This window comes from Mycobacterium sp. MFM001 (assembly GCF_003402475.1).
GTDB lineage: Bacteria > Actinomycetota > Actinomycetes > Mycobacteriales > Mycobacteriaceae > Mycobacterium.
Genome location: NZ_BFAB01000001.1, coordinates 16,141 through 36,358 on the forward strand (window position 1 = coordinate 16,141; position 20,218 = coordinate 36,358).

Consider the following 20,218-nt stretch of genomic DNA (forward strand, 5'->3'; position numbering starts at 1 on the left):
GCCTCATCGAGATCGCGACGCGGAAGCCGTCGCGCCGACGTCCTCTGGGTCATCCCACAGCAACAGTTGGCGAACCGCCGGTCGTGACCCGTAGGGCTGCAGCATTTGGCTGGCCGGACGCGGGCGTACCCGCAGCGGCCACCAGAACCATCGGCCGAGCAGCGTGGCGATCGTCGGAGTCATGAACGAGCGCACGATCAGCGTGTCGAACAGCAGACCCAGCGCGATCGTGGTTCCCACTTGGGCAAGAATGATCAACGCGCTGAAGGCGAACGACGACATCGTCGCGGCGAACACCAGACCGGCAGACGTCACCACCGAACCCGAGCCGGCCATCGCGCGGATGATGCCCGTCTTCAGCCCGGCATGGATCTCCTCTTTGAACCGGGAGATCAGCAGCAGGTTGTAGTCGGATCCGACGGCCAGCAACAGAATGACGGCCAGCGCCAACACAACCCAATACAACTGGATGCCGAGGATGTCCTGCCAGACCAGGACGGACAACCCGAACGATGCGCCAAGCGACAGCGCCACGGTGCCGACGATGACGATGGCGGCGACCAGGCTTCGGGTGATGATGATCATGATCAGCAAAATCAGGCTCAGCGCGGCGATTCCGACGATCATCAGGTCGTATTTGACCGAGTCCTGAATGTCTTTGTAGGTCGCCGCGGTTCCCGCGAGATAGATGTGGGAGCCCTCGAGAATGGTTCCCTTGACGGACTCTTTTGCCGCGTTCTTGATCAGGTCGACGTGCTTGATGCCCTCCGGCGTGGCGGGGTCACCGTCATGGGTGATGATCATTTCCGCGGCTTTGCCATCGGGCGACATGAACAGTTTCACACCGCGCTTGAAATCGGGATTGGAGAAAACCTCCGGTGGCAGGTAGAACGAATCGTCGATTTTGGCCTTGTCGAAGGCCTGTCCCATCGCGGCCGGGTTGTCGTTCGCGAACGCCGACTGGTTGTTGATCCCGGAGTTGGTGGCGTAGTTGGACAGTGTCAGCGCCAGATTCGTCATCTGGCTCTCGATCTGCGGCGGTATCAGCGCGACCAGTTGCGGCTGGAGCGCATCGAGCTTGTCCAACGACGCGGTGATGTTCTGGAACTGGTCCGTGAGTTCGTCGATGCCATCAATTGCGTCGAAGACGGACCTCAGCGCAAAGCAGACCGGAATGTCGTAACAGTGCTTCTCCCAGTAAAAGTAGCTGCGGATCGGCCGGAAGAAGTCGTCGAAATTCCCGATCTTGTCGCGCAGCTCGTCGATGACGGCGATCGTGTCGTGGAAGCTTTGGGTCTGTTCGTGTGTCGCTGCGGCACTTTGCTTTTGGAGCGCATATTGCTGTTGCAAGATGCCGACGGTTTTCCTCAGCTCGGCCGCTTGCTTGAGCAGATCGGCCGCGCGGTCCTTCTGGTATTCCAGGTTCATGACTTGACCGACGCTTTGCTGGCTGAGTTGAAACGGAATCGAGCTGTGGTCCAGCGGCGTTCCCAACGGCCGCGTGATTCCCTGCACCTTCGCGATGCCCGGAGTGTGGAAGACGTTTTTGGCCACGCGCTCCAAGACCAGCATGTCGGCCGGGTTACGCAGGTCATGATCCGCCTCGACCATCAGCAGCTCGGGATTCAGCCGGGCCTGCGAAAAGTGGCGCTCGGCGGCGGCATAACCGACCTTGGCCGGCGTCGCCGCCGGCAGGTAAGGCTTGGAATCGTAACTGGTCTTGTAGCCCGGCAACGCAAGCAGACCGATCAGCGCGACAGCGATCGTCACCGCCAGAATGGGTGCCGGCCAGCGCACGATCGCAGTGCCGATGCGCCGCCACCCCCGCGTCCGCATCAAGACCTTCGGTTCGAGCAGGCCGAACCGGCTGCCCACCGCAAGCATTGCCGGCGCCAGGGTCAGCGCGGCCAGAACCGACACCAGCATCCCCACCGCGGAGGGAATGCCCATCGATTCGAAATAGGGCTGGCGGGCAAACTTCAGACAGAATACCGCCCCGGTGATGGTCAGGCCCGAGCCCAAGACGACGTGGGCGGTGCCGTGAAACATGGTGTCGAAGGCCGTTTTTCGATCTTCCCCCGCTCCGCGCGCTTCGTGATAACGGCCCAGCACGAAGATCGCGTAGTCGGTGCCCGCGGCGATGGCCAGCAGCGTGAGGATGTTGACCGAGAAAGTGGACAGCTCAATCAGATTGAGGTTGCCCAGGACGGCCACGACTCCGCGCGCCGCAGCCATTTCGATGAGGACCGTGATGAGGACCGTCAGCGTTGTGACGACGGATCGATAGACCCAGGCCAACATCATCACGATCACCAGGAAGGTGATGAGCGTGACCTTGAGGATTCCCTTGTTGCCCACCTCGAATTGATCGGTGATCAACGGCGCCGCGCCGGTGACATAAGCCTTGACGCCCTGCGGCGAGGGGGTGTGCTCGACGACGTTGCGGACGGCGTCGACGGATTCACTGGCCAACGCGTCGCCTTGGTTACCGGCGAGATACACCTGGACCAATGCGGCCTTGCCGTCGTTGCTTTGCGAGGCCGACGCCGTGAGCGGATCCCCCCAGAAATCCTGGATGTGCTCGACGTGTTTGGTGTCCTGCTCGAGCCGGTGGATCAAGGTGTCGTAGAACTTGTGGGCATCGTCTCCCAGCGGCTTGTCGCCTTCCAGCACGATCATGGCCGCGCTGTCGGAGTCGAACTGTTGAAACACCTTGCCGATGTGTTTCATCGCCTTAAGGCTGGGCGCGCTCGGCGAACTCATGCCCACCTGGTGTGCTTGCGCAACGGCTTCCAGCCGCGGTACCGCGATGTTCGTGAAGGCGGTCAGGCCCAGCCAAAACAGGATGATCGGCACCGCGAGCCGACGGATGGTGTGCGGCAGCCGATTTCGCGGGGCGTGGTGGGTGCTCATCCGGATTTGTCGAGGCAGAAGGTGTAGGCGTTCACTGCGTTCACGGTCCTCTCGTCCTTGACCTCGTCGTTGATGATGATGCGGCAGCCCAGTGTGCTGCTGTTGCCTTGTGCCGTCAGGTTGGCGATGACGGCCGGGTCGGTGGTGATGGCCTCGTACCGCCACGGCAGCGGGACCCGGTCTACGCGCTGCGGCGCGGCATGGATGTCTTGGTAGTTGATGGTGGCCACCGACCCGGGGTCACCGAAGACCTCATAGACCACGTGTTTGGGGTTGAACGGGACGCTGTCGTTCAGCACGCCGGCCGGAGTCGACGTGTCATTAGTTCGACCCGAAGATGCCGTGCAGTCGGTAGACGCCGAATCCCGCCAGCGCCACGACTGCGACCGTGATCAGCACTATCCACCAGCGCTTAAGCACGCGGGTAAGTGAAAACCGTTTCACCCGTAGCCCTTCGACGCTGGGACCGCGACTTCTGGCGTAGACAGTACGGTACGGGACCGGACCGCACAAGAGACGATGTCGTTCACACTACGGAAACCGGAGACTTTATTTCAGCGACCGGGTCAGGCTGGGGATCATCACATTGTCGACCAGGGTCGGTACGGTTTCGGCGGTGGGCGGATTGCCGGGGATGATGGACCGGAAGATGAGATAGCCGGGCAGTAGATCCCAGAGTTCGTCGCTGATGGCGGCTTCCTGGATTTCCCCGCGCTCGACCGCCTCCCGCAACACATGACGCATCAACGCTTTGCGCTGCTCGACGAACTGCTGCTGCATGACGTCGTTGAGCGCGGGATTGCGCGAGATTTCGACCAGGACCGCGCGGATGGTGGCGGCGTGCTGGCCGACCTCCTGGCACACGATTTCCCCCAGCCGCAGCAGGTCACCGCGCAGTGTGCCGGTCTCCGGCGGAACGGCGACCTGGCGAATGCCCTCGATGAAGGCTGCCAACACCAATTCGGCCTTCGACGGCCATCGCCGGTACACGGTCGCCTTGCTGGCGCGAGCGGTGGCCGCGACGGCGTCCACGGTCAGCCGGTCATACCCGTGGTCTTGCAGCAATTGCAGCGTCACCGCCAGCAGCTCAGCCTCCCGGGACGACCACGGCGACTCGGCCGCAGCATCGGCTGACTGGGTCACAGCGCCCACGATAGAGCCGCCCCGGTAGTACCGTCCAGTACCGTACCGCCCGGACTCAGGTCGGTTCGTCGATGTCGCGCCCGGTGGCCAGGTCGCTGCAGTCGACATGCTCGACGTCGTCACGCCCGCTGAGATACGCACCCGCGCCGCTGTCCCCGCTGACGGCGGCCAACACCGCGGACCAATGCCGGCGGGCCAGCACGACGGGATGGCCGGGCCGGTCGCCGAAGTACGCCCGGGCCAGCCCTGCGCGAGATGCCAACGCGCGCTGCAGGACTCGGGCCACCACGTCGGCCCCGACATCGGGGGTGTCGACGACGTGCAGCACGGCATAGTCGGCCTGGCTGCGGTCGGCCTGCGCCAAGCCGGCGCGCACCGACGCGCTCAAGCCCTCGTCCCAATCGCAGGCGGTCACCGCGGTCACTCCGGGCGGTGCCGGGACGTCGGCCGCCCCGAGCACAAGCACGACGTCGTCGCACCCGCCGTCGCGCAATGCCCGCACGGCAATGTCGAGCCAGCCGTCGACCAGCACCTTGGGCTTGCCGTAGCGCCGCCCGGCGCCGGCGGCCAGCAATACGCCGGCGGTTCTCATGAGACGTCGTGATGGATGCGGCCGTCGACCTCGGTCAGCGGGCGCCCGCCGCCGCCCCAGCAGCGGGCGATGATCTCCGCGACGATCGACACCGCGGTCTCCTGCGGGGTGCGGGCGCCGAGATCCAGGCCGATCGGACTGGCCAGCCGGCTGAGCTCGGCGTCGGTCACTCCGGCGGCGCGCAGCCGGGCCAGCCGGTCGTCATGGGTGCGGCGCGACCCCATCGCGCCGACGTAGCCGACGGTGGGCAGCCGCAGCGCGACCTGCAGCGCCGGCACGTCGAACTTCGGGTCATGGGTGAGCACGCAGATCGCGGTGCGGGCGTCGATCGCGCCCCGCTCGGCCTGCGCGCGCAAGTAGCGGTCGGGCCAGTCGACAACCACCTCGTCGGCGGCGGGGAATCGGGCCGCCGTGGTGAACACCGGGCGGGCGTCGCAGACCGTGACCCGGTAGCCGAGGAAGGCGCCCTGGCGCGCCAGCGCGGCGGCGAAGTCGATCGCGCCGAAGATCAGCAGCCGCGGCGGCGGGGCGTGGCTGGCCACGAAGACCTCCATGCCGGCGTCCTGCCGCTCGCCGTCCGGCCCGTAGGTCAGCACACCGGTGCGCCCGGCGGCCAGCATGCCGCGAGCGTCGTCGGTGACGGCGTCGTCGGCCCGCGGCGAGCCGAGCGAGCCGTCGACCGAATCGGCGGTGATGACCAGCCGGCGTCCCGGCCAGGCCGGGTCAGGGTGGGCGATCACGGTGGCGACGGCGGTCGGTCGGTGTGCGGCGACGCGCTCGGCCACGTCCGGCAGTTGCGGAAAGGTGCTGCGCGACACCGGTTCGACGAAGACGTCGATCTCCCCGCCGCAGGTCAGGCCGACGGCGAAGGGGTCGTCGGCGCCGACACCGTAGCGCTGCAGCGCGGGCCGCCCGGTGCGCACCACCTCGGCGGCCAGCTCGTAGACCGCCGCTTCCACGCAGCCGCCGGACACCGAACCGGTCACCGTGCCGTCCGGCGCCACCACCATCGCCGCGCCCGCCGGCCGCGGCGAGGACCCGAGCGTGCGGACCACGGTGGCGACACCGGCGGTGCCACCGGCTCGCCAGATCGCCGTCAACTCCGGCAGTACGTCACGCACCGTGGCCCTCTCGACTGCGGTAACCGGACTCTCATATGATGACATTTGTCTTCTCATCATGCGATAACGGCGTTGGAGCGATAGCCATGACGGACACCGTCTCGCCCCGGTACGCGGGCACTCGGGTCCCGCGGGTGGAAGACACCCGGTTGCTCACCGGCCGCGGCACGTTCGTCGACGACGTCACCCGGCCCGGGATGCTGCACGCCTGTTTCGTGCGCAGCCCGTTCGCGCACGCCCGGATCAACGGGATCGACGCCTCGGCAGCGCTGGCGCTGCCCGGGGTGCGGGCGGTGTTCGTCGCCGCCCACCTCAACCCCGACGTCCGGGAGGCCTGGCATGCCGTCGCCGGCAAGGACGTCCCGGACACTCCCCGCCCGCCGCTGGCCGACGGCGAGGCGAAGTTCGTCGGCGACCCGGTGGCGCTGGTGGTCGCCGAGAGCCGCTACATCGCGGAGGACGCGGTCGAGTTGGTGGAGGTGGACTACGAGCCGCTGCCGGCCGTCGCCGACTTCACCGCCGCGGTGGGCTCGGAGGTGGTGGTCCACGAGGCATATCCCGACAACGTCGCCGGTGGGATGGCCGGGGCGCCACCGGACGAGGAGACGTTTTCTTCGGCGTCCTGCGTCGTCGCCGAGAACGTCTACCAGCAGATCTACCTGCCTGTGCCGATCGAGACCCGCGGCATCGTCGTCGAATGGGCCTCTGCCGCAGACGAACTCACCATCTGGGCGTCCACCCAGACACCACACGAGCTGCGCGCGTTCGCCGCACGGCTGCTCGGCATTCCGGCGCAGCGGGTCCGGGTGATCATGCGCGACACCGGCGGCGGCTTCGGCCAGAAGGTAGTGCCGATGCGCGAGGACATGTGCATCATGCTCGCCGCCCGCAAAGTGCCCGCCGCGCTGAAGTGGATCGAGGACCGCCGCGAGAACCTGATGTCGGCCGGGCAGGCCCGGCACGTAAACGGCACGGCCCGAATGGCTTTCGACGACGACGGCGCCATCCTGGCCGCCGACATCGACTTCGTGCAGGATGTCGGGGCGTATCCCACGCCGTATCCGGTGCTGACCACGGCCGCGATCGGCATGTTCTTCCCGGGCCCGTATCGGGTGCCCAAGGCCAGCTTCAACTACAAGACGGTGTTCTCCAATACCGCCGGGCTGGTGGCGTACCGCGGGCCGTGGCAGTACGAAACGCTGACCCGAGAAATCCTGCTCGACATCGCCGCGCGCAAGATGAGCATGGATCCGGTGGAGTTGCGGCGGCGTAATCTGTTGCGCCGCGACGAGATGCCGTACTTCAACCCCAACGGCATGCCGTACGACCACGTCGCGCCCAGCGAGACCTTCGAGCAGGCGGTGAAGATCCTCGACCACGAGGGCTTCCGCAAGGAGCAGCGTGACGCGCTGGCGCAGGGACGCTATCTGGGACTTGGGTTTTCGGCGTACATCGAGCCGACCGGCGCGGCCACCGGACACCTGGCCACCGAGGGCGCGACGATCCGCATCGAGCCGACCGGCAAGATCAACGTCTATGTCAACGGCGGCTCGACCGGCAACAGCATCGAGACCACTGTCGTGCAGCTGACCGCCGACGCGCTGGGCGCCGACATCGACGACGTCGCTTGCATCCAGGGCGACACCGCTGTCACGCCGTACGGGGCGGGCACCCAGGGCAGCCGCAGCGGCCCGATGACCGCCGGGGCGGTCCACGAGGCCGGCACCATGCTGCGCAACCAGCTGGTCGCAATCGCAGCGCACTACCTCGGCGTCGCGGAAACCGATGTGGTCCTGGCGAATTCGCACGCCGCTGCCGGTGAGAAAAGCGTCAGCTTCGCCCAACTGGCGTACCGGGCCTACTACGAGCCGCAACAGCTGCCGCCGGGCACGTCGGCGTCGTTGGAGGCCACCGCGCGGTTCACTTCCCAGGCGCCGATCCACTGGGCCAACGCCACCCACGCCTGCACCTGCGAGGTCGACATCGAGACCGGCCACGTCACGCTGTTGCGCTACATCGTCAGCGAGGACGTCGGCCCGATGATCAATCCCAATGTGGTGGAAGGCCAGATCGCCGGCGGCACCGTGCAGGGCATCGGCGGCGCGCTGCTGGAAAACCTGGTCTACGACGACGAGGGCAACCCGCTGTCGTCGACGTTCGTCGACTATCTGCTGCCGACCGCCACCGAAGTGCCGCCGATCGAATTCGGCCACGTCGAAATCCCCGGCCCGGGGGTCGGCGGCTACAAGGGCGTCGGCGAGGGCGGGGCCATCGGGTCGACGCCGGCGGTGATCAACGCGATCAACGACGCGCTGGCGCCGCTGGGTGTCACGCTGACCCGCCTGCCGGCCAGCCCCGCGTCGATCGTGTCGCTGATCGAGCAAGCCAGGAAAGGATTCTGAAGAGGTGGAGCTCAACAACGAATTTCGGGTCGCGGTGCCGGCGGCCAAGGCATGGGAGGTGCTCACCGACGTCGAGCGCGTCGCGCCTTGCCTGCCCGGCGCCACCCTGCTGAGCGTCGACGGCGACGAGTTCACCGGCGCGGTCAAGGTCAAAGTGGGGCCGATTACGGTGTCCTACAAGGGGACTGCGGCGTTCCTGGAAAAGGATGCGACGGCGCAGCGGGTGGTGCTCAAGGCCGACGGCAAGGAGACGCGCGGCAGCGGCAATGCCGCCGCAGTGGTGACAGCTCAGCTCAAAGACCTCGGCAACGCGACCGACGTGGTGATCACCACCGACCTGACCATCTCGGGCAAGGCGGCACAGTTCGGCCGCGGCGTGCTGGCCGACGTGGCCACCAATCTGATCGGGCAGTTCGCCAAGCGCCTGGAGGCCGACGTGTTGGGATCTGCTGAAACGTCCACTCCGGCAAGCACTTCCGCGGAGCAAGCCGATGCTGATTCGGTTGACCTGCTCAAGGTGGTCGCGCTTCCGCTGGCCAAGCGGGCGCTGCCGGTGCTGGCAGGGGTGGCGCTGGGCGCCGCGATCGGATTCGCGCTGGGCCGCCGCAGATGAAAGCCGCCCCGTTCGCCTACCATCGCCCCGACACGGTCGACGAGGCAGTACAACTGCTCGGCGAATACGGCGACGACGCCAAAATCCTGGCCGGCGGGCAAAGCCTGGTCCCGATGCTCGCCATGCGACTCACCTACTTCGAGAACCTGATCGACATATCCCGCCTCGACGAGTTGCGGTGCATCGACCTGATCGACGACGAGGTGCGGATCGGCGCGGCGACCCCGCACGCCTTCGTCGGCATGGACGACGAAGTGGCCGACTCGGTTCCGCTGTTGACGCTCGCCACCCCCCACATCGGGCACTTCCAGATCCGCACCCGGGGCACGCTCGGTGGTTCGATCGCGCACGCCGATCCCGCGGCCGAGTATGCCGCCGTCGCATTGGCACTCGACGCGCAGATGGAGGCGGTCTCGCCGCGCGGCCGTCGGCGGATTCCCGCCGCAGAATTCTTCACCGGGCTCTGGGAGACGTCGCTGGCGTCCGACGAAATCTTGACCGCAGTGCGGTTTCCGGTCTGGACCGGCCGCTGCGGCTACTCGGTCCACGAATTCGCCCGCCGTCACGGTGATTTCGCAATCGCGGGTGCGGTAGTGGCCGTCGAGGTCGACGACGACCGGGTGACGCGGTGCGCGATCGGGCTGCTGGGACTGGGCTCCACGCCGCGGCGAGCATCGACGGCCGAACAGGCCGTCGTCGGCAACGTGGTGGGCGAGTTGACACCGGAGGAAATCGGCGGGCTCGCGGTGGACGGGCTCGACGACATTCCCGCGGACCTGCAAGGGTCGGCCGAATACCGCCGCAAGGTCGGCGCCACGATGGTGGCGCGGGCGTGGACCCAGGCCAGCACGGAGGCGCTCGATGCATGAACAGTCGGTCCGGCTGTCCGTCAACGGCACTGACATCAAAGGCCACGTCGAACCGCGCATGACGCTGGCGGATTTCCTGCGCGAAAAGTGTGGCCTCACCGGCACCCACCTGGGCTGTGAACACGGCGCCTGCGGCGCCTGCACGGTCTTGTTGGACGGCCAGGCGGTGCGGTCGTGCTTGATCTTCGCGGTCCAGGTGGACGGCATGGAAGTGACGACGGTCGAGGGAGTGGCCTCCCCCGGCGGGGAGCTGTCACCGGTGCAGAAGGCGATGCGCGACTGCCATGGTCTGCAATGTGGTTTCTGCACACCGGGTTTCGTCATGTCGATCACCGCGCTGCTGCGCGACAACCCCAATCCCAGTGACGCCGAGATCCGCGAAGGGCTGTCCGGCAACTTCTGCCGCTGCACGGGGTATCAGGGCATCGTCAACGCCGTGCACCGCGCGGCCGACGCCGGATTAGCTCGTCAGACCGACGGCTGACGCGAAAGCCCTTAATTCGCGCGGGATGTCGGATCCGGCCGGCTGGTAGGCAATCTCGGTGACGCCGAGTGACGCGAGATGATCGAGCTTCTCCGTGATCTGCGCGGGGCTGCCGGTCAACGCCGTCGAGCTGGCGAACGGGAGCAGGTCGGCGACATGCGGCTCGTCGCGCGGGTTCGCCTTCACCAGATGCCCCTCGTGGATCGCGAGATGCCGCTCGTTCTCCGGGTAGGCCCCGATCGCTTCACGCCATACACGCCCACCGGGTAGCGCGTCGACGGCATCGGCGCCGCCGCGTTCGTACACGGCGTGATACATCACCACCGCCCCGGGCCCCGCGGCGTCGGCGACCCGCGGCGAGGTCAGCTCCTCGCCGTCGTCGAGCACGGTGCCGAACGCCAGCAGAGCGCGCCACGGCGACACCTTGGCCGCGTCGGGTTGGGGCAGCGCGGCGGAGAATACGCCGTCACCCAGTTCGGCCGCGACGGCCAAACCCTTTGGGCCGTCGGCGCCGATCAGGATCGGCACGTCGATCGGCCGCTCGGCACCGAAGCCGGGAAGCTGCAGCATGCGTATCGTCGCGCCCTCCCATTCGGTGGTTTGGCCCGCGAGAAGAGCCCGCAGGCAACGGACATACTCGGCGACCTGCCGCCACGGCATCGGCCGCTTGCCGAGCGCGAACCGACCGGTGAAGCCGGAGCCGATCGCCACGGCCACCCGTGCAGGCGCCTGCGCGACCAGCTCGGCGATCGCGGCAGCGTTCGCCATCGGATGACGCAGGCTGGGCACCAGGACCCCCGGCCCAAGGCCGATGCGCGACGTGCGCTCCGCGCACCGGCTGAGCACCATCCACACATCGGGGAGGATGGCCGGCGAGTCGTAGAGCCAGGCACGCTGGTAGCCAAGGGTTTCGGCCAACTCCACATGCGCCGGAGTCTCCGACGAGGTTGCGAACGCGCACGATATGTCCATTCGTCGGACACTACTGAACCGTGGCGCGCACGATGAGCGCATGAACTCTGGACTGCACACCGACGTCGACGAAATCGCCGACGGCATCTTCCGGCTGTCGACATGGGTGCCGGGTATCACCGAACACGGTTTCACGTTCAACCAGTTCCTGCTGACCGGCGAGCAGCCGTTCCTGTTCCACTGCGGCATGCGCCAGCTCTTTCCGCTGGTGTCGCAGGCCATCGCGACCGTGATCCCGCTGGAGCGGTTGCGCTGGATCTCGTTCGCACACATCGAGGCCGACGAATGCGGTGCGATGAACATGCTGTTGGACGCCGCCCCACACGCCGAAGTCATCCACGGACCGCTGGCGATCATGCTGTCGCTGACCGACATGTGCGACCGGCCTCCGGTGGTGGCCCCCGACGGCGACGCGCACGACATCGGCGGGCACCGGCTGCGGTTCATCGCGACGCCGCACGTGCCGCACAACTGGGAAAGCGGGCTCTGGTTCGACGAGACGACGTCCACGCTGCTGGCAGGCGATCTGCTCACCCACACCGGAAAGTGCCCTGCATTGACCGAATCTGATTGCGTCGCACCGGCTTTGGAAGCCGAGGCGTTGTTCCATGCCACCGGTCTCACCACGAACCTGGCACCCACGTTGGAGCAGTTGGCGCGGCTGCAGTCGACCACGTTGGCGCTGATGCACGGCGCGTCGTTCACCGGCGACGGCGCCGGACAGCTGCGCGGCCTGGCCGAGGGCTACGCCGCCATGGCCGGCTGATTCCCGCGGGAGGCGCGTCACTGCAGTCACTTGCGTCACTTGGGCCGTAGGCTGTGGCGTGAAATGTCCAGGCTTACGTGTGCACTGGCCGGCGGATGGTTGCTGACCGCCGGCCTCCTGGTTGCCGGGTGCGGTTCCACCGTCGACGGCAAGCCCGCGGCCGCCCCGGGCGCCGGGCCAACCGAGCCGTCATACCCCAAAGCCAGACCGCCGACGGCCAAGCCGTCCCAGCCGGCGTCGCCGAGCCCGTCGGCCCCGGGCGGTGCGATTCCACTGCCGCCCGGCCCGGACGGATACGTCTTCATCGAGACCAAGTCCGGGCAGACGCGCTGCCAGATCGCCAAGGACAGCGTCGGCTGCGAAGCGCCCTTCACCAACTCGCCGATGCAGGAAGGCGAGCACGCCAACGGCGTCAGCGTCACCGCCGGCGGGGACGTGAACTGGGTGCTGGGCAACCTCGGCGACATCCCCACCGTCACGATCGACTACCGCACCTACGACGCGCAGGGCTGGACGATCGCGGCCAGCCAGAGCGGCACCCGCTTCACCAATGACCGCACCGGCCACGGCATGTTCGTCAGCATCGAGAAGGTCGACACGTTCTAAGCCCGCATAGTCTGTCGGTCGTGGACTTCCGCGTATTCGTCGAACCTCAGCAAGGTGCAAGCTACAAGACCCAGCTCGCCGTCGCACAGGCCGCCGAATCACTGGGCTTCTCCGCGTTTTTCCGGTCCGACCACTACGTGGCGATGAGCGGCGACGGGCTGCCCGGCCCGACGGATTCGTGGGTGACGCTGGGTGGCATCGCCCGGGAGACGTCGTCGATCCGGCTCGGCACCCTGGTCACCTCGGCGACCTTCCGCCGTCCCGGGCCGCTGGCGATCTCGGTCGCCCAGGTCGACGACATGAGCGGTGGACGCGTCGAGCTGGGGCTCGGCACCGGCTGGTTCGAGCGGGAGCACCGGGCGTACGGGATCCCGTTTCCGCCGTCACGCGAGCGATTCGCCCGGCTGACCGAACAACTCGAACTCATCACCGGACTGTGGACGGCGCCACGCGGGGAGACCTTCGACTACGCAGGCACCCACTACGCGCTCAACGACTCGCCCGCATTGCCCAAACCGGTGCAGCGGCCGCATCCGCCGATCATCATCGGCGGCCTGGGGGCAAAGCGGACGCCGCTGCTGGCCGCGACGTTCGCCGACGAGTTCAACGTTCCGTTCGCGTCGCTGGACACCGTTCGAACCCAGTTCGGGCGAGTCGCCGAGGCGCTCGAGGCGAACGGTCGGTCGGCGGATTCGATGATCTACTCGGCGGCGTTCGTGCTGTGCGCCGGACGCGACGACGCCGAACTCACCCGCCGGGCAGCCGCCATCGGGCGGGAGCTCGACGAGATGCGGACCAACTCGCCGCTGGTGGGTACGCCCGGCGAAATCGTCGACCGCCTCGGTCCATTCGCCGAGATAGGCGTGCAGCGGGTGTACATGCAACTGCTCGACATGTCGGATCTCGAGCACCTGCACCTGTTCGCCGACGAGGTCATGCGGCAGCTCTGAGTAGGATCGACACGTGGCCCGCTACGGTCCCCAGGACGATCCGAGCAAACAGCCGACGCAGATGGCCGAGGCGCAACACCCAACCGGCCCTATCGAATCCGCCGACACATCCGAGCCGCAACCGCCTCCCCCCTGGTACCGCAAGCGATCGCTGCTGGCAGCCTGGGCCACGCTGGTCGCGATCCTGATCGTGCTGATCATCTACGGCCTGATCCAGCTGTCCACCGGTGGCGGCGGCGGTCCCGCCACCACCACCTCGACGACCACCACCACCCCGTCGACGACAGCCAGTACGACCACCACAACCACGCCCCCGTCGAGCAGCACCGAAGAGGCGCCGCCGCCGGCAACCAACGCTCCCGTCGCGCCGCAGCCCGGGCGGCCGCCACCGGCCCACCACGAGCCGCCCCACATACCCAAGCTGCCGCCGTTGCCGCCGCTGCCGTCGACGATCACCCTGCCGCACACGGTGATCACGCTGCCGCCGCACATCTGACGCGGTCGGCCCGCGTGGCACCAGCGTTTTTGCGGTCCCGATAGCTACCATCAGCGACCGTGGCAGGCTACGAACCCCCAGGCAACGGCGGCGACGAGCCGACCCAATACGGCCCCAATTACGGCCAGGGCGGCTACGGCCAAAGTGGTGAGCCGACCCAATACGCGCCGAACTACCGCGAGAGCGGCGAGCCGACTCAGTACGCGCCCGACTACGGCGGCTACGAACCGGAACCGGCATACGACGAAGGCGAACCGGAGCCGCCAGTCGAAACCGCCTCGTGGTATCGCAAGCCTGCGGCGCTGGTCGCCTTTGGTGTGGCGGTCGCAGCCCTGATCGCCGTGATCGTTTGGGGCATCCTGCAGTTGACGAGCGGACACGGGAAGGCTCCGGCCACCACAACGTCGTCGACGACCAGCACGACCACCACGACGTCGGGACCCACCACGACGACAGCTGCGCCCGTCGTTCCGCCCACCACGACCGCGCCGACCACCACGACGGCGCCGACAACGACGACGACAACGACGACAACCACCACCACGACCACGACGACCACCACGACAACGACAACAACCACGACCACCACCGCACCAACGACGACGGACACCACCACCACCACCACGGCGCCACCGGGAGCTTTCACCCCGCCGTCGGTGATCACGTTGCCGCCGATCACGCTGCCGCCCGGGCTCTGAACCGATACGATCCCTTCCCGTGAGGGGGAGTGAACCACCTGACGACGGCGGACGGGACGACTCGTTCATGCGCGCCGACGATCCGTCACCGTGGTACCTCAAACCGTGGGCGCTGGCGGGCTGGGGCCTGCTGGTCGTCTTCCTGATCGCGGTGATCATCTGGGGCCTTGTCGTGCTGGCAACCGGCGGCGGAGGCGAAGCGCCCTCCCCCACAACGACGACGACAACCACCACGACCACGTCATCGACCACCACGACGACAACAACAACCACAACCACCACAACCACCACGACCGTCGAACCGACAACCACGGCCCCGCGATGGACCACGCAAGCCCCGGCGCCGCCGCCTGTGACCAGCGCGCCGAAGCATCACTGGTGGGACGATCTACCGCCCATCCACGTCCCCGGTGTCAACCCGTAAGGCGCTGTGCGCCTTGATATTCGGCGACGATCGCCTCGGCGCTGGGCAGCAAAGCATCTCTTCGCCGTTTGACGCTGTTGGTCGCGAACGCGGACCTCGAGGCCCACGGAAAACACGAAGCGAACTCCCAAGCTGAAGAGCGTCCGGGCGGTCAACTGACGCGGCCGCAGGATTAGGAAGCCCCGCATCGGGGGAACCGGTTACGGGGGAATCGTCGATGAGGCCCGGACCCGTCCGCCGCCACTATGGGGTACCGGCGCCGACGATCACCACACAACCGATTACACAGGGGTTTTGCTGCATATGACCGACGCGCTCGGATTGTCCGTCGGGATGGCCAACCTGGTCGCGGCTCGAGTGGGCAGCGCGCCGGTGACGCGCCGATCCGTGCTGACCTTGTTCGGCCACCGGCCACCGGAAGTAGGGACTCCGGAGGACAACCCGAACCTCGCCGAACCCGGCCTGGTGTTGAGCGGGTTCGTCGAGCAGATCGGCGCCCCGACTCCGCTGATCGCTCCCGACGGATCCAGCCACAGCAGCGAGGCGCTGGCGGTCGAGGCGCTCGACGCGATGGCCCGCACCGTCGGCTACGGGGCACCGGTGGCGATCGCGGTCCCGGCGCACTGGAACCCCACCACCGTCGGCGCACTGCGAGAAGCATTGGGCACCAAGCAATCCCTTACCGGTGGTGTGCCGCCGACGGTGATCTCCGACGCCACCGCAGCGCTTGCCGCGCTGTACGCCAAGCCCGGCTTCCCCACCGACGGGATCGTGGCGCTGTGCGACTTCGGCGCCGGCGGCACCAGCGTCACACTCACCGATGCGGCGGCGAATTTCCACCACATCGGCCAAACACTTCGCTACCCGGGCTTCTCCGGCGACCGGATCGACCAGGCCATCCTCAGCCACATACAGGCACGTGTCGCCGCTCGTTCCGACGCGGCGGGGACCGCGCCGGTCGGCACGCTGTCTCGGCTGATCGAGGAATGCCGGCGCGCCAAGGAACAACTGTCTGCCGCGACGGTCGCGGTCATCCCGGCCGAGATGCCCGGTGCGGCCGACGACGTCCGCTTCTTCCGCACGGAATTGGAGCGCCTGATCGCCGACCCGCTGGGCCGGTTCGTCAGCAATGTCGAAGACATCTTGCGGCGCAACCAAATTCCGCCGGCAAGGCTGGCCGCGATCGCGACGGTCGGCGGTGGTGCGTGTATCCCGTTGGTCACCCAACAACTCGAGCAGCGGTTACAGGCACCAGTGGTCACCACGCCACATCCGGCACTGAGCGCCGCGATCGGCGCGGCGGTGCTCGCGGAGCAGAAATCGTCCGCCCCTGGGCCCAACGGCATGGCTGCTCCGACCGGCGCGCAGGCCACCGCGCTTGCCCCGGGCGGTGCCGCCGCGGCCCCGACCGACTTCGACGCCCCCGTCCCGACCGATGTCGCGCCCGCGGCGTGGGCGGCGGGCGCGGCCGCTGCGGCTGCCGGCGAATCGGTCGACGACGGTGCCCCGTCGGCGACCTACCGCGCGCTGGCCTGGTCGCAGGAGGCCTCCAGCGGCGAGGAGCCACTGCCCTACAACGGCGAGGACCACAGCGGTGAATACGGCCGCAGCATGACGGCCGCTCCGCCGCCGGTGCCGTCCGAACCCGCCCCTGCCGACTACGCCGCTGCACCCGAACCGTCGCGGCGACACAAGCGCTCGGGTGCCTTGTTCAGCATGGTCGCCACGGCCGCCTTGGTCGCGCTGCTCATAGCCGGTGTGGTGGTGTTCAAGTTGAGTTCCACCGACCACGGACCCACCGAAAAGCCCACACCCACGCCGAGCACACTGCCCAGCGTCGGCTCGCTGCCTCCCGCGCCGCCGCCGGCGACCGCCACCGAAACACCGTCGAACCCCAGTCCCACCGAGTCCGCGGTCCCCCCGCCGCCGCCCACGACCACCGAACCACCGACAACCACCAGGACCACGGTGCCCACCACCACAACCACGGTGCCCACGACGACGACCACGGTGCCGACCACGACGACCACTCGCCCGTCAACCACTTACCCCACCACGACCACAACCCCGCCGACCTTCAGCTATCCCATGTATCCGCCGGTGAGGCCGCCCAGCACGACGGCTCAGGTCCCGCCGTTGGTACCGGTCCGGCCGACCTATGGTCAGTAGTCGCGCATTGAAGTTAGGGCAACCTTCGTCGCGGTCAATACCCCGAAGATGTCACTATGAGCAGGCCAAGCAGGCCTGAGCAGGCACGGCCAGATGGTTACCAGCCAGTAACATTGGATAAGTTACCGCTCAGTAACGCCAGAATTGGAGAACCGCTCCGTGGAGACGCAGACGCTGATCAGACTGGTAGTCGGCCTCGGCATGACGGCCATTGTGCTGCTGTTCGCCGCCCGACGGGTGGGCTGGCTGACCAAACTCATCCTGTCCGGCCAACCGGCCAGCGGTCGCACCGACGAGGTCGGCGCACGCATCGAGGTCGAGGTGGCGGAGGTGCCCGGACAACGCCGCCTGCTGAAGTGGACCATTCCCGGCCTGGCCCACTTCTTCACCATGTGGGCGTTCTTCGTGCTGCTGACCGTCTACATCGAGGCATACGGTCTGCTGTTCAGCCCGCATTTCCACATCCCGCTGATCGGCACCTGGGACGGGCTGGGCTTCTTGCAGGACTTCTTCGTCGTCGCGGTGACACTGGGTATTGCCACGTTCGCGGTCATCCGCATTAAGCGGAACCCCAAGGAGCTCGGCCGCACGTCCCGCTTCTACGGTTCGCACACCGGAGGCGCGTGGCTGATTCTGTTCATGATCTTCAACGTCGTGTGGACTTACTGCCTGTTGCGTGGCGCGGCGTCATACCTCGGCAACCTGCCCTACGGCAACGGGGCGTTCCTGTCCCACCTGTTCGGCAGGATAGTGAGCCCGCTCGGGCACACCGGCAACGAGATCCTGGAGACGGTGGCGCTGCTGCTGCACATCGGCGTCATGCTCGCGTTCCTGATCATCGTGCTGCACTCCAAGCACCTGCACATCTTCGTGGCACCCATCAACGTCGCCTTCAAGCGACTGCCCGACGGGCTGGGCCCGCTGCTGCCGATCGAGGCCGACGGCAAGCCGATCGACTTCGAAAACCCGCCCGACGAGGCCGAATTCGGCCGCGGCAAGATCGAAGACTTTTCCTGGAAGGCGATGCTGGACTTCGCCACCTGCACCGAGTGTGGGCGCTGCCAGTCGCAGTGCCCGGCGTGGAACACCGGGAAACCGTTGTCGCCCAAGCTCGTCATCATGGACCTGCGCGACCACTGGATGGCCAAGGCGCCCTACATTCTCGGTGAAAAGGAAGCCGACGCGGAGGGCGGTTACATCGAATCCGGCCGCGGCGAGGGCCACCACGTCCCCGAGTCCGGATTCGGCCGGGTGCCCGGCTCCGGGCCCGAGCAGGCCAACCGTCCGCTGGTGGGCACCGCCGAGCAGGGCGGGGTGATCGACCCCGACGTGTTGTGGTCCTGCGTGACGTGCGGCGCCTGCGTCGAGCAGTGCCCGGTGGACATCGAGCACATCGACCACATCGTCGATATGCGCCGCTACCAGGTGATGATGGAGTCGGAATTCCCCTCCGAACTCTCGGTGCTGTTCAAAAACCTTGAAACCAAGGGCAATCCGTGGGGTCAGAACGCCGGCGACCGCACCAACTGGATCAGCGAGGTCGACTTCGATGTCCCGGTCTACGGCGAGGACGTCGAGAGCTTCGACGGCTACGAGTACTTGTTCTGGGTGGGTTGCGCCGGCGCCTACGACGACAAGGCAAAGAGGACCACGAAGGCCGTCGCCGAATTGTTGGCCATCGCCGGAGTGAAGTACATGGTGCTCGGCACCGGCGAAACCTGCAACGGCGACTCTGCGCGCCGGTCGGGTAACGAGTTCTTGTTCCAGCAGCTGGCCCAGCAGGCCGTCGAGACACTCGACGGGGTGTTCGAGGGTGTGGAGACCGTCGACCGCAAGATCGTGGTCACCTGCCCGCACTGCTTCAATACCCTTGGGCGCGAATACAAACAGCTGGGCGCCAACTACACGGTGCTACACCACACCCAGCTGCTGAACCGGCTGGTGCGCGACAAGAAGCTGGTGCCGGTCACGCCGGTCGACGGCAACGGCAACAGCCCTTCGATCACCTACCACGATCCGTGCTACTTGGGCCGGCACAACAAGGTCTACGAGGCGCCGCGTGAGTTGATCGGCGCTTCGGGCGCGACGCTGACCGAGATGCCGCGTCATGCCGATCGCAGCTTCTGTTGCGGCGCAGGTGGTGCGCGGATGTGGATGGAAGAGCACATCGGCAAGCGGATCAATCACGAGCGGGTCGACGAGGCGCTGGCCACCGGCGCCACTACCGTCGCCACCGCATGCCCCTTCTGCCGGGTGATGGTCAGCGACGGTGTCAACGACCGCGCCGAGGCCGCCGGACGCGAAGACGTCGACGTGCGCGACGTGGCCAACCTGCTGCTGGAGTCGATCGACCGCAGCAACATCACGCTGCCCGCCAAGGGAACCGCCGCCGAAGAGGCTGCCAAGGCCGCACCCAAGCCCGCTCCGAAGGCGGAGGCGGCGCCCGCGACCACGGCGGCACCGGCCGAAAAGCCCGCTGAGACTGCCGAACCCACGGGGGAAAAGGCGACCAAGGCAGTCACCGGTTTGGGCATCGCCGGCGGCGCCAAGCGACCCGGCGCCAAAAAGACCGCCGCGCCAACGCAATCCGCGGCAGCTCCGGCCGCCGAGGAAGCCAAAGCCCCCGCCGCACCGGCCAAAGGGCTGGGCATCGCGACCGGAGCCAAACGGCCCGGCGCCAAGAAGGCTGCTGCCCCAGCACAACCGGAGGCCGCGAAAGCGCCGGCTGCCGAAGAGGCAAAGGCGGAAGAGGCCAAAGCAGAAGAGGCCAAAGCGCCTGCCGCACCGGTCAAGGGGCTGGGCATCGCAGCGGGTGCCAAGCGACCCGGCGCCAAGAAAGCCACAGCGCCGGCTGCCGAGCCGAAGAAGGAGCCGGAAGCAAAGCCGGAACCGGAATCTCAGGCCGCGCCCGCGGCCAAGGAAGCCGACGGCGAAGCCAGCACGCCGCCGGTCAAGGGGCTGGGTATCGCGCGCGGCGCCCGCCCGCCGGGCAAGCGGTAA

Annotated in this window: 17 protein-coding genes and 1 pseudogene; 12 read left to right on the forward strand and 6 right to left on the reverse strand. The window is 67.4% G+C overall.

The window, feature by feature from the left end; all coding sequences use genetic code 11:
* Window positions 1–3: 3 nt before the first annotated feature.
* From MFM001_RS00090 to MFM001_RS00110, 5 genes and pseudogenes are all read right to left on the reverse strand, one after another.
* Window positions 4–2,913, reverse strand: coding sequence for an RND family transporter (locus MFM001_RS00090; RefSeq protein ID WP_116372381.1), 2,910 nt, complete (start codon window positions 2,911–2,913; stop codon window positions 4–6).
* Window positions 2,910–3,357 (reverse strand): annotated as a pseudogene (locus MFM001_RS00095) (MmpS family transport accessory protein). The gene MFM001_RS00090 and the pseudogene MFM001_RS00095 overlap by 4 nt, the downstream one beginning before the upstream one ends.
* A 105-nt stretch (window positions 3,358–3,462) precedes the next feature.
* Entirely contained in the window at window positions 3,463–4,068 is a 606-nt protein-coding gene (locus MFM001_RS00100; protein ID WP_116373481.1) for a TetR/AcrR family transcriptional regulator, read from the reverse strand.
* A 43-nt stretch (window positions 4,069–4,111) separates the two neighbouring features.
* Window positions 4,112–4,648, reverse strand: a complete 537-nt coding sequence (locus tag MFM001_RS00105) for an NTP transferase domain-containing protein (RefSeq protein WP_116372383.1) — start codon at window positions 4,646–4,648, stop codon at window positions 4,112–4,114.
* Window positions 4,645–5,769 (reverse strand): XdhC family protein, encoded by a 1,125-nt coding sequence (locus MFM001_RS00110; RefSeq protein WP_116372385.1) that lies wholly within the window; start codon window positions 5,767–5,769, stop codon window positions 4,645–4,647. Before MFM001_RS00110 ends, MFM001_RS00105 begins: the two co-directional genes overlap by 4 nt.
* Before the next feature lie 86 nt (window positions 5,770–5,855).
* On the opposite strand from MFM001_RS00110, the gene MFM001_RS00115 reads away from it, so the two are divergent.
* From MFM001_RS00115 to MFM001_RS00130, 4 genes are read left to right on the forward strand one after another with little or no spacing between them, the layout of a single operon-like run.
* On the forward strand, window positions 5,856–8,171 hold the full coding sequence (locus tag MFM001_RS00115; protein WP_116372387.1) for a xanthine dehydrogenase family protein molybdopterin-binding subunit: 2,316 nt from the start codon (window positions 5,856–5,858) through the stop codon (window positions 8,169–8,171).
* Between the two features lie 4 nt (window positions 8,172–8,175).
* Window positions 8,176–8,784, forward strand: coding sequence for an SRPBCC family protein (locus MFM001_RS00120; protein ID WP_116372389.1), 609 nt, complete (start codon window positions 8,176–8,178; stop codon window positions 8,782–8,784).
* On the forward strand, window positions 8,781–9,653 hold the full coding sequence (locus MFM001_RS00125; protein WP_116372391.1) for a xanthine dehydrogenase family protein subunit M: 873 nt from the start codon (window positions 8,781–8,783) through the stop codon (window positions 9,651–9,653). The genes MFM001_RS00120 and MFM001_RS00125 overlap by 4 nt, the downstream gene beginning before the upstream one ends.
* A complete protein-coding gene (locus MFM001_RS00130) occupies window positions 9,646–10,137 on the forward strand; it encodes a (2Fe-2S)-binding protein (protein WP_116372392.1) in 492 nt (163 codons plus the stop codon). Before MFM001_RS00125 ends, MFM001_RS00130 begins: the two co-directional genes overlap by 8 nt.
* Here the strand turns inward: MFM001_RS00130 and MFM001_RS00135 are convergent.
* Window positions 10,114–11,109, reverse strand: a complete 996-nt coding sequence (locus MFM001_RS00135) for an LLM class flavin-dependent oxidoreductase (RefSeq protein WP_116372394.1) — start codon at window positions 11,107–11,109, stop codon at window positions 10,114–10,116. The two genes, MFM001_RS00130 and MFM001_RS00135, sit on opposite strands and share 24 nt — an antisense overlap.
* Before the next feature lie 52 nt (window positions 11,110–11,161).
* On the opposite strand from MFM001_RS00135, the gene MFM001_RS00140 reads away from it, so the two are divergent.
* From MFM001_RS00140 to MFM001_RS00175, 8 genes are all read left to right on the forward strand, one after another.
* On the forward strand, window positions 11,162–11,875 hold the full coding sequence (locus tag MFM001_RS00140) for an MBL fold metallo-hydrolase (protein WP_116373483.1): 714 nt from the start codon (window positions 11,162–11,164) through the stop codon (window positions 11,873–11,875).
* A 63-nt stretch (window positions 11,876–11,938) separates the two neighbouring features.
* Window positions 11,939–12,481 (forward strand): hypothetical protein, encoded by a 543-nt coding sequence (locus tag MFM001_RS00145; protein WP_116372396.1) that lies wholly within the window; start codon window positions 11,939–11,941, stop codon window positions 12,479–12,481.
* Between the two features lie 20 nt (window positions 12,482–12,501).
* The gene (locus MFM001_RS00150; RefSeq protein ID WP_116372398.1) at window positions 12,502–13,431 is read left to right on the forward strand and encodes an LLM class F420-dependent oxidoreductase; all 930 of its coding nucleotides are present in this window, start codon (window positions 12,502–12,504) and stop codon (window positions 13,429–13,431) included.
* Window positions 13,432–13,444: 13 nt separating this feature from the next.
* Window positions 13,445–13,927, forward strand: coding sequence for a hypothetical protein (locus tag MFM001_RS00155; protein ID WP_116372400.1), 483 nt, complete (start codon window positions 13,445–13,447; stop codon window positions 13,925–13,927).
* Window positions 13,928–13,986: 59 nt separating this feature from the next.
* On the forward strand, window positions 13,987–14,625 hold the full coding sequence (locus tag MFM001_RS24550; protein WP_192886813.1) for an oligopeptide transporter substrate-binding protein: 639 nt from the start codon (window positions 13,987–13,989) through the stop codon (window positions 14,623–14,625).
* Between the two features lie 19 nt (window positions 14,626–14,644).
* On the forward strand, window positions 14,645–15,049 hold the full coding sequence (locus MFM001_RS00165; protein ID WP_142760654.1) for a hypothetical protein: 405 nt from the start codon (window positions 14,645–14,647) through the stop codon (window positions 15,047–15,049).
* Between the two features lie 303 nt (window positions 15,050–15,352).
* Complete coding sequence (locus tag MFM001_RS00170; RefSeq protein WP_116372404.1) at window positions 15,353–17,218, forward strand: Hsp70 family protein; 1,866 nt, start codon at window positions 15,353–15,355, stop codon at window positions 17,216–17,218.
* A 201-nt stretch (window positions 17,219–17,419) separates the two neighbouring features.
* Window positions 17,420–20,218, forward strand: a complete 2,799-nt coding sequence (locus MFM001_RS00175) for a heterodisulfide reductase-related iron-sulfur binding cluster (protein WP_371685110.1) — start codon at window positions 17,420–17,422, stop codon at window positions 20,216–20,218.

What these genes read in the sequence shown, in the direction of transcription:
- MFM001_RS00090 (WP_116372381.1), bottom strand. Translation starts at nt 2,913, where the DNA reads ATGAGCACCCACCACGCCCCGCGAAATCGGCTGCCGCACACCATCCGT.
- MFM001_RS00105 (WP_116372383.1), bottom strand. Translation starts at nt 4,648, where the DNA reads ATGAGAACCGCCGGCGTATTGCTGGCCGCCGGCGCCGGGCGGCGCTAC.
- MFM001_RS00115 (WP_116372387.1), top strand. Translation starts at nt 5,856, where the DNA reads ATGACGGACACCGTCTCGCCCCGGTACGCGGGCACTCGGGTCCCGCGG.
- MFM001_RS00125 (WP_116372391.1), top strand. Translation starts at nt 8,781, where the DNA reads ATGAAAGCCGCCCCGTTCGCCTACCATCGCCCCGACACGGTCGACGAG.
- MFM001_RS00130 (WP_116372392.1), top strand. Translation starts at nt 9,646, where the DNA reads ATGCATGAACAGTCGGTCCGGCTGTCCGTCAACGGCACTGACATCAAA.
- MFM001_RS00135 (WP_116372394.1), bottom strand. Translation starts at nt 11,109, where the DNA reads ATGGACATATCGTGCGCGTTCGCAACCTCGTCGGAGACTCCGGCGCAT.
- MFM001_RS00145 (WP_116372396.1), top strand. Translation starts at nt 11,939, where the DNA reads ATGTCCAGGCTTACGTGTGCACTGGCCGGCGGATGGTTGCTGACCGCC.
- MFM001_RS00170 (WP_116372404.1), top strand. Translation starts at nt 15,353, where the DNA reads ATGACCGACGCGCTCGGATTGTCCGTCGGGATGGCCAACCTGGTCGCG.
- MFM001_RS00175 (WP_371685110.1), top strand. Translation starts at nt 17,420, where the DNA reads ATGACGGCCATTGTGCTGCTGTTCGCCGCCCGACGGGTGGGCTGGCTG.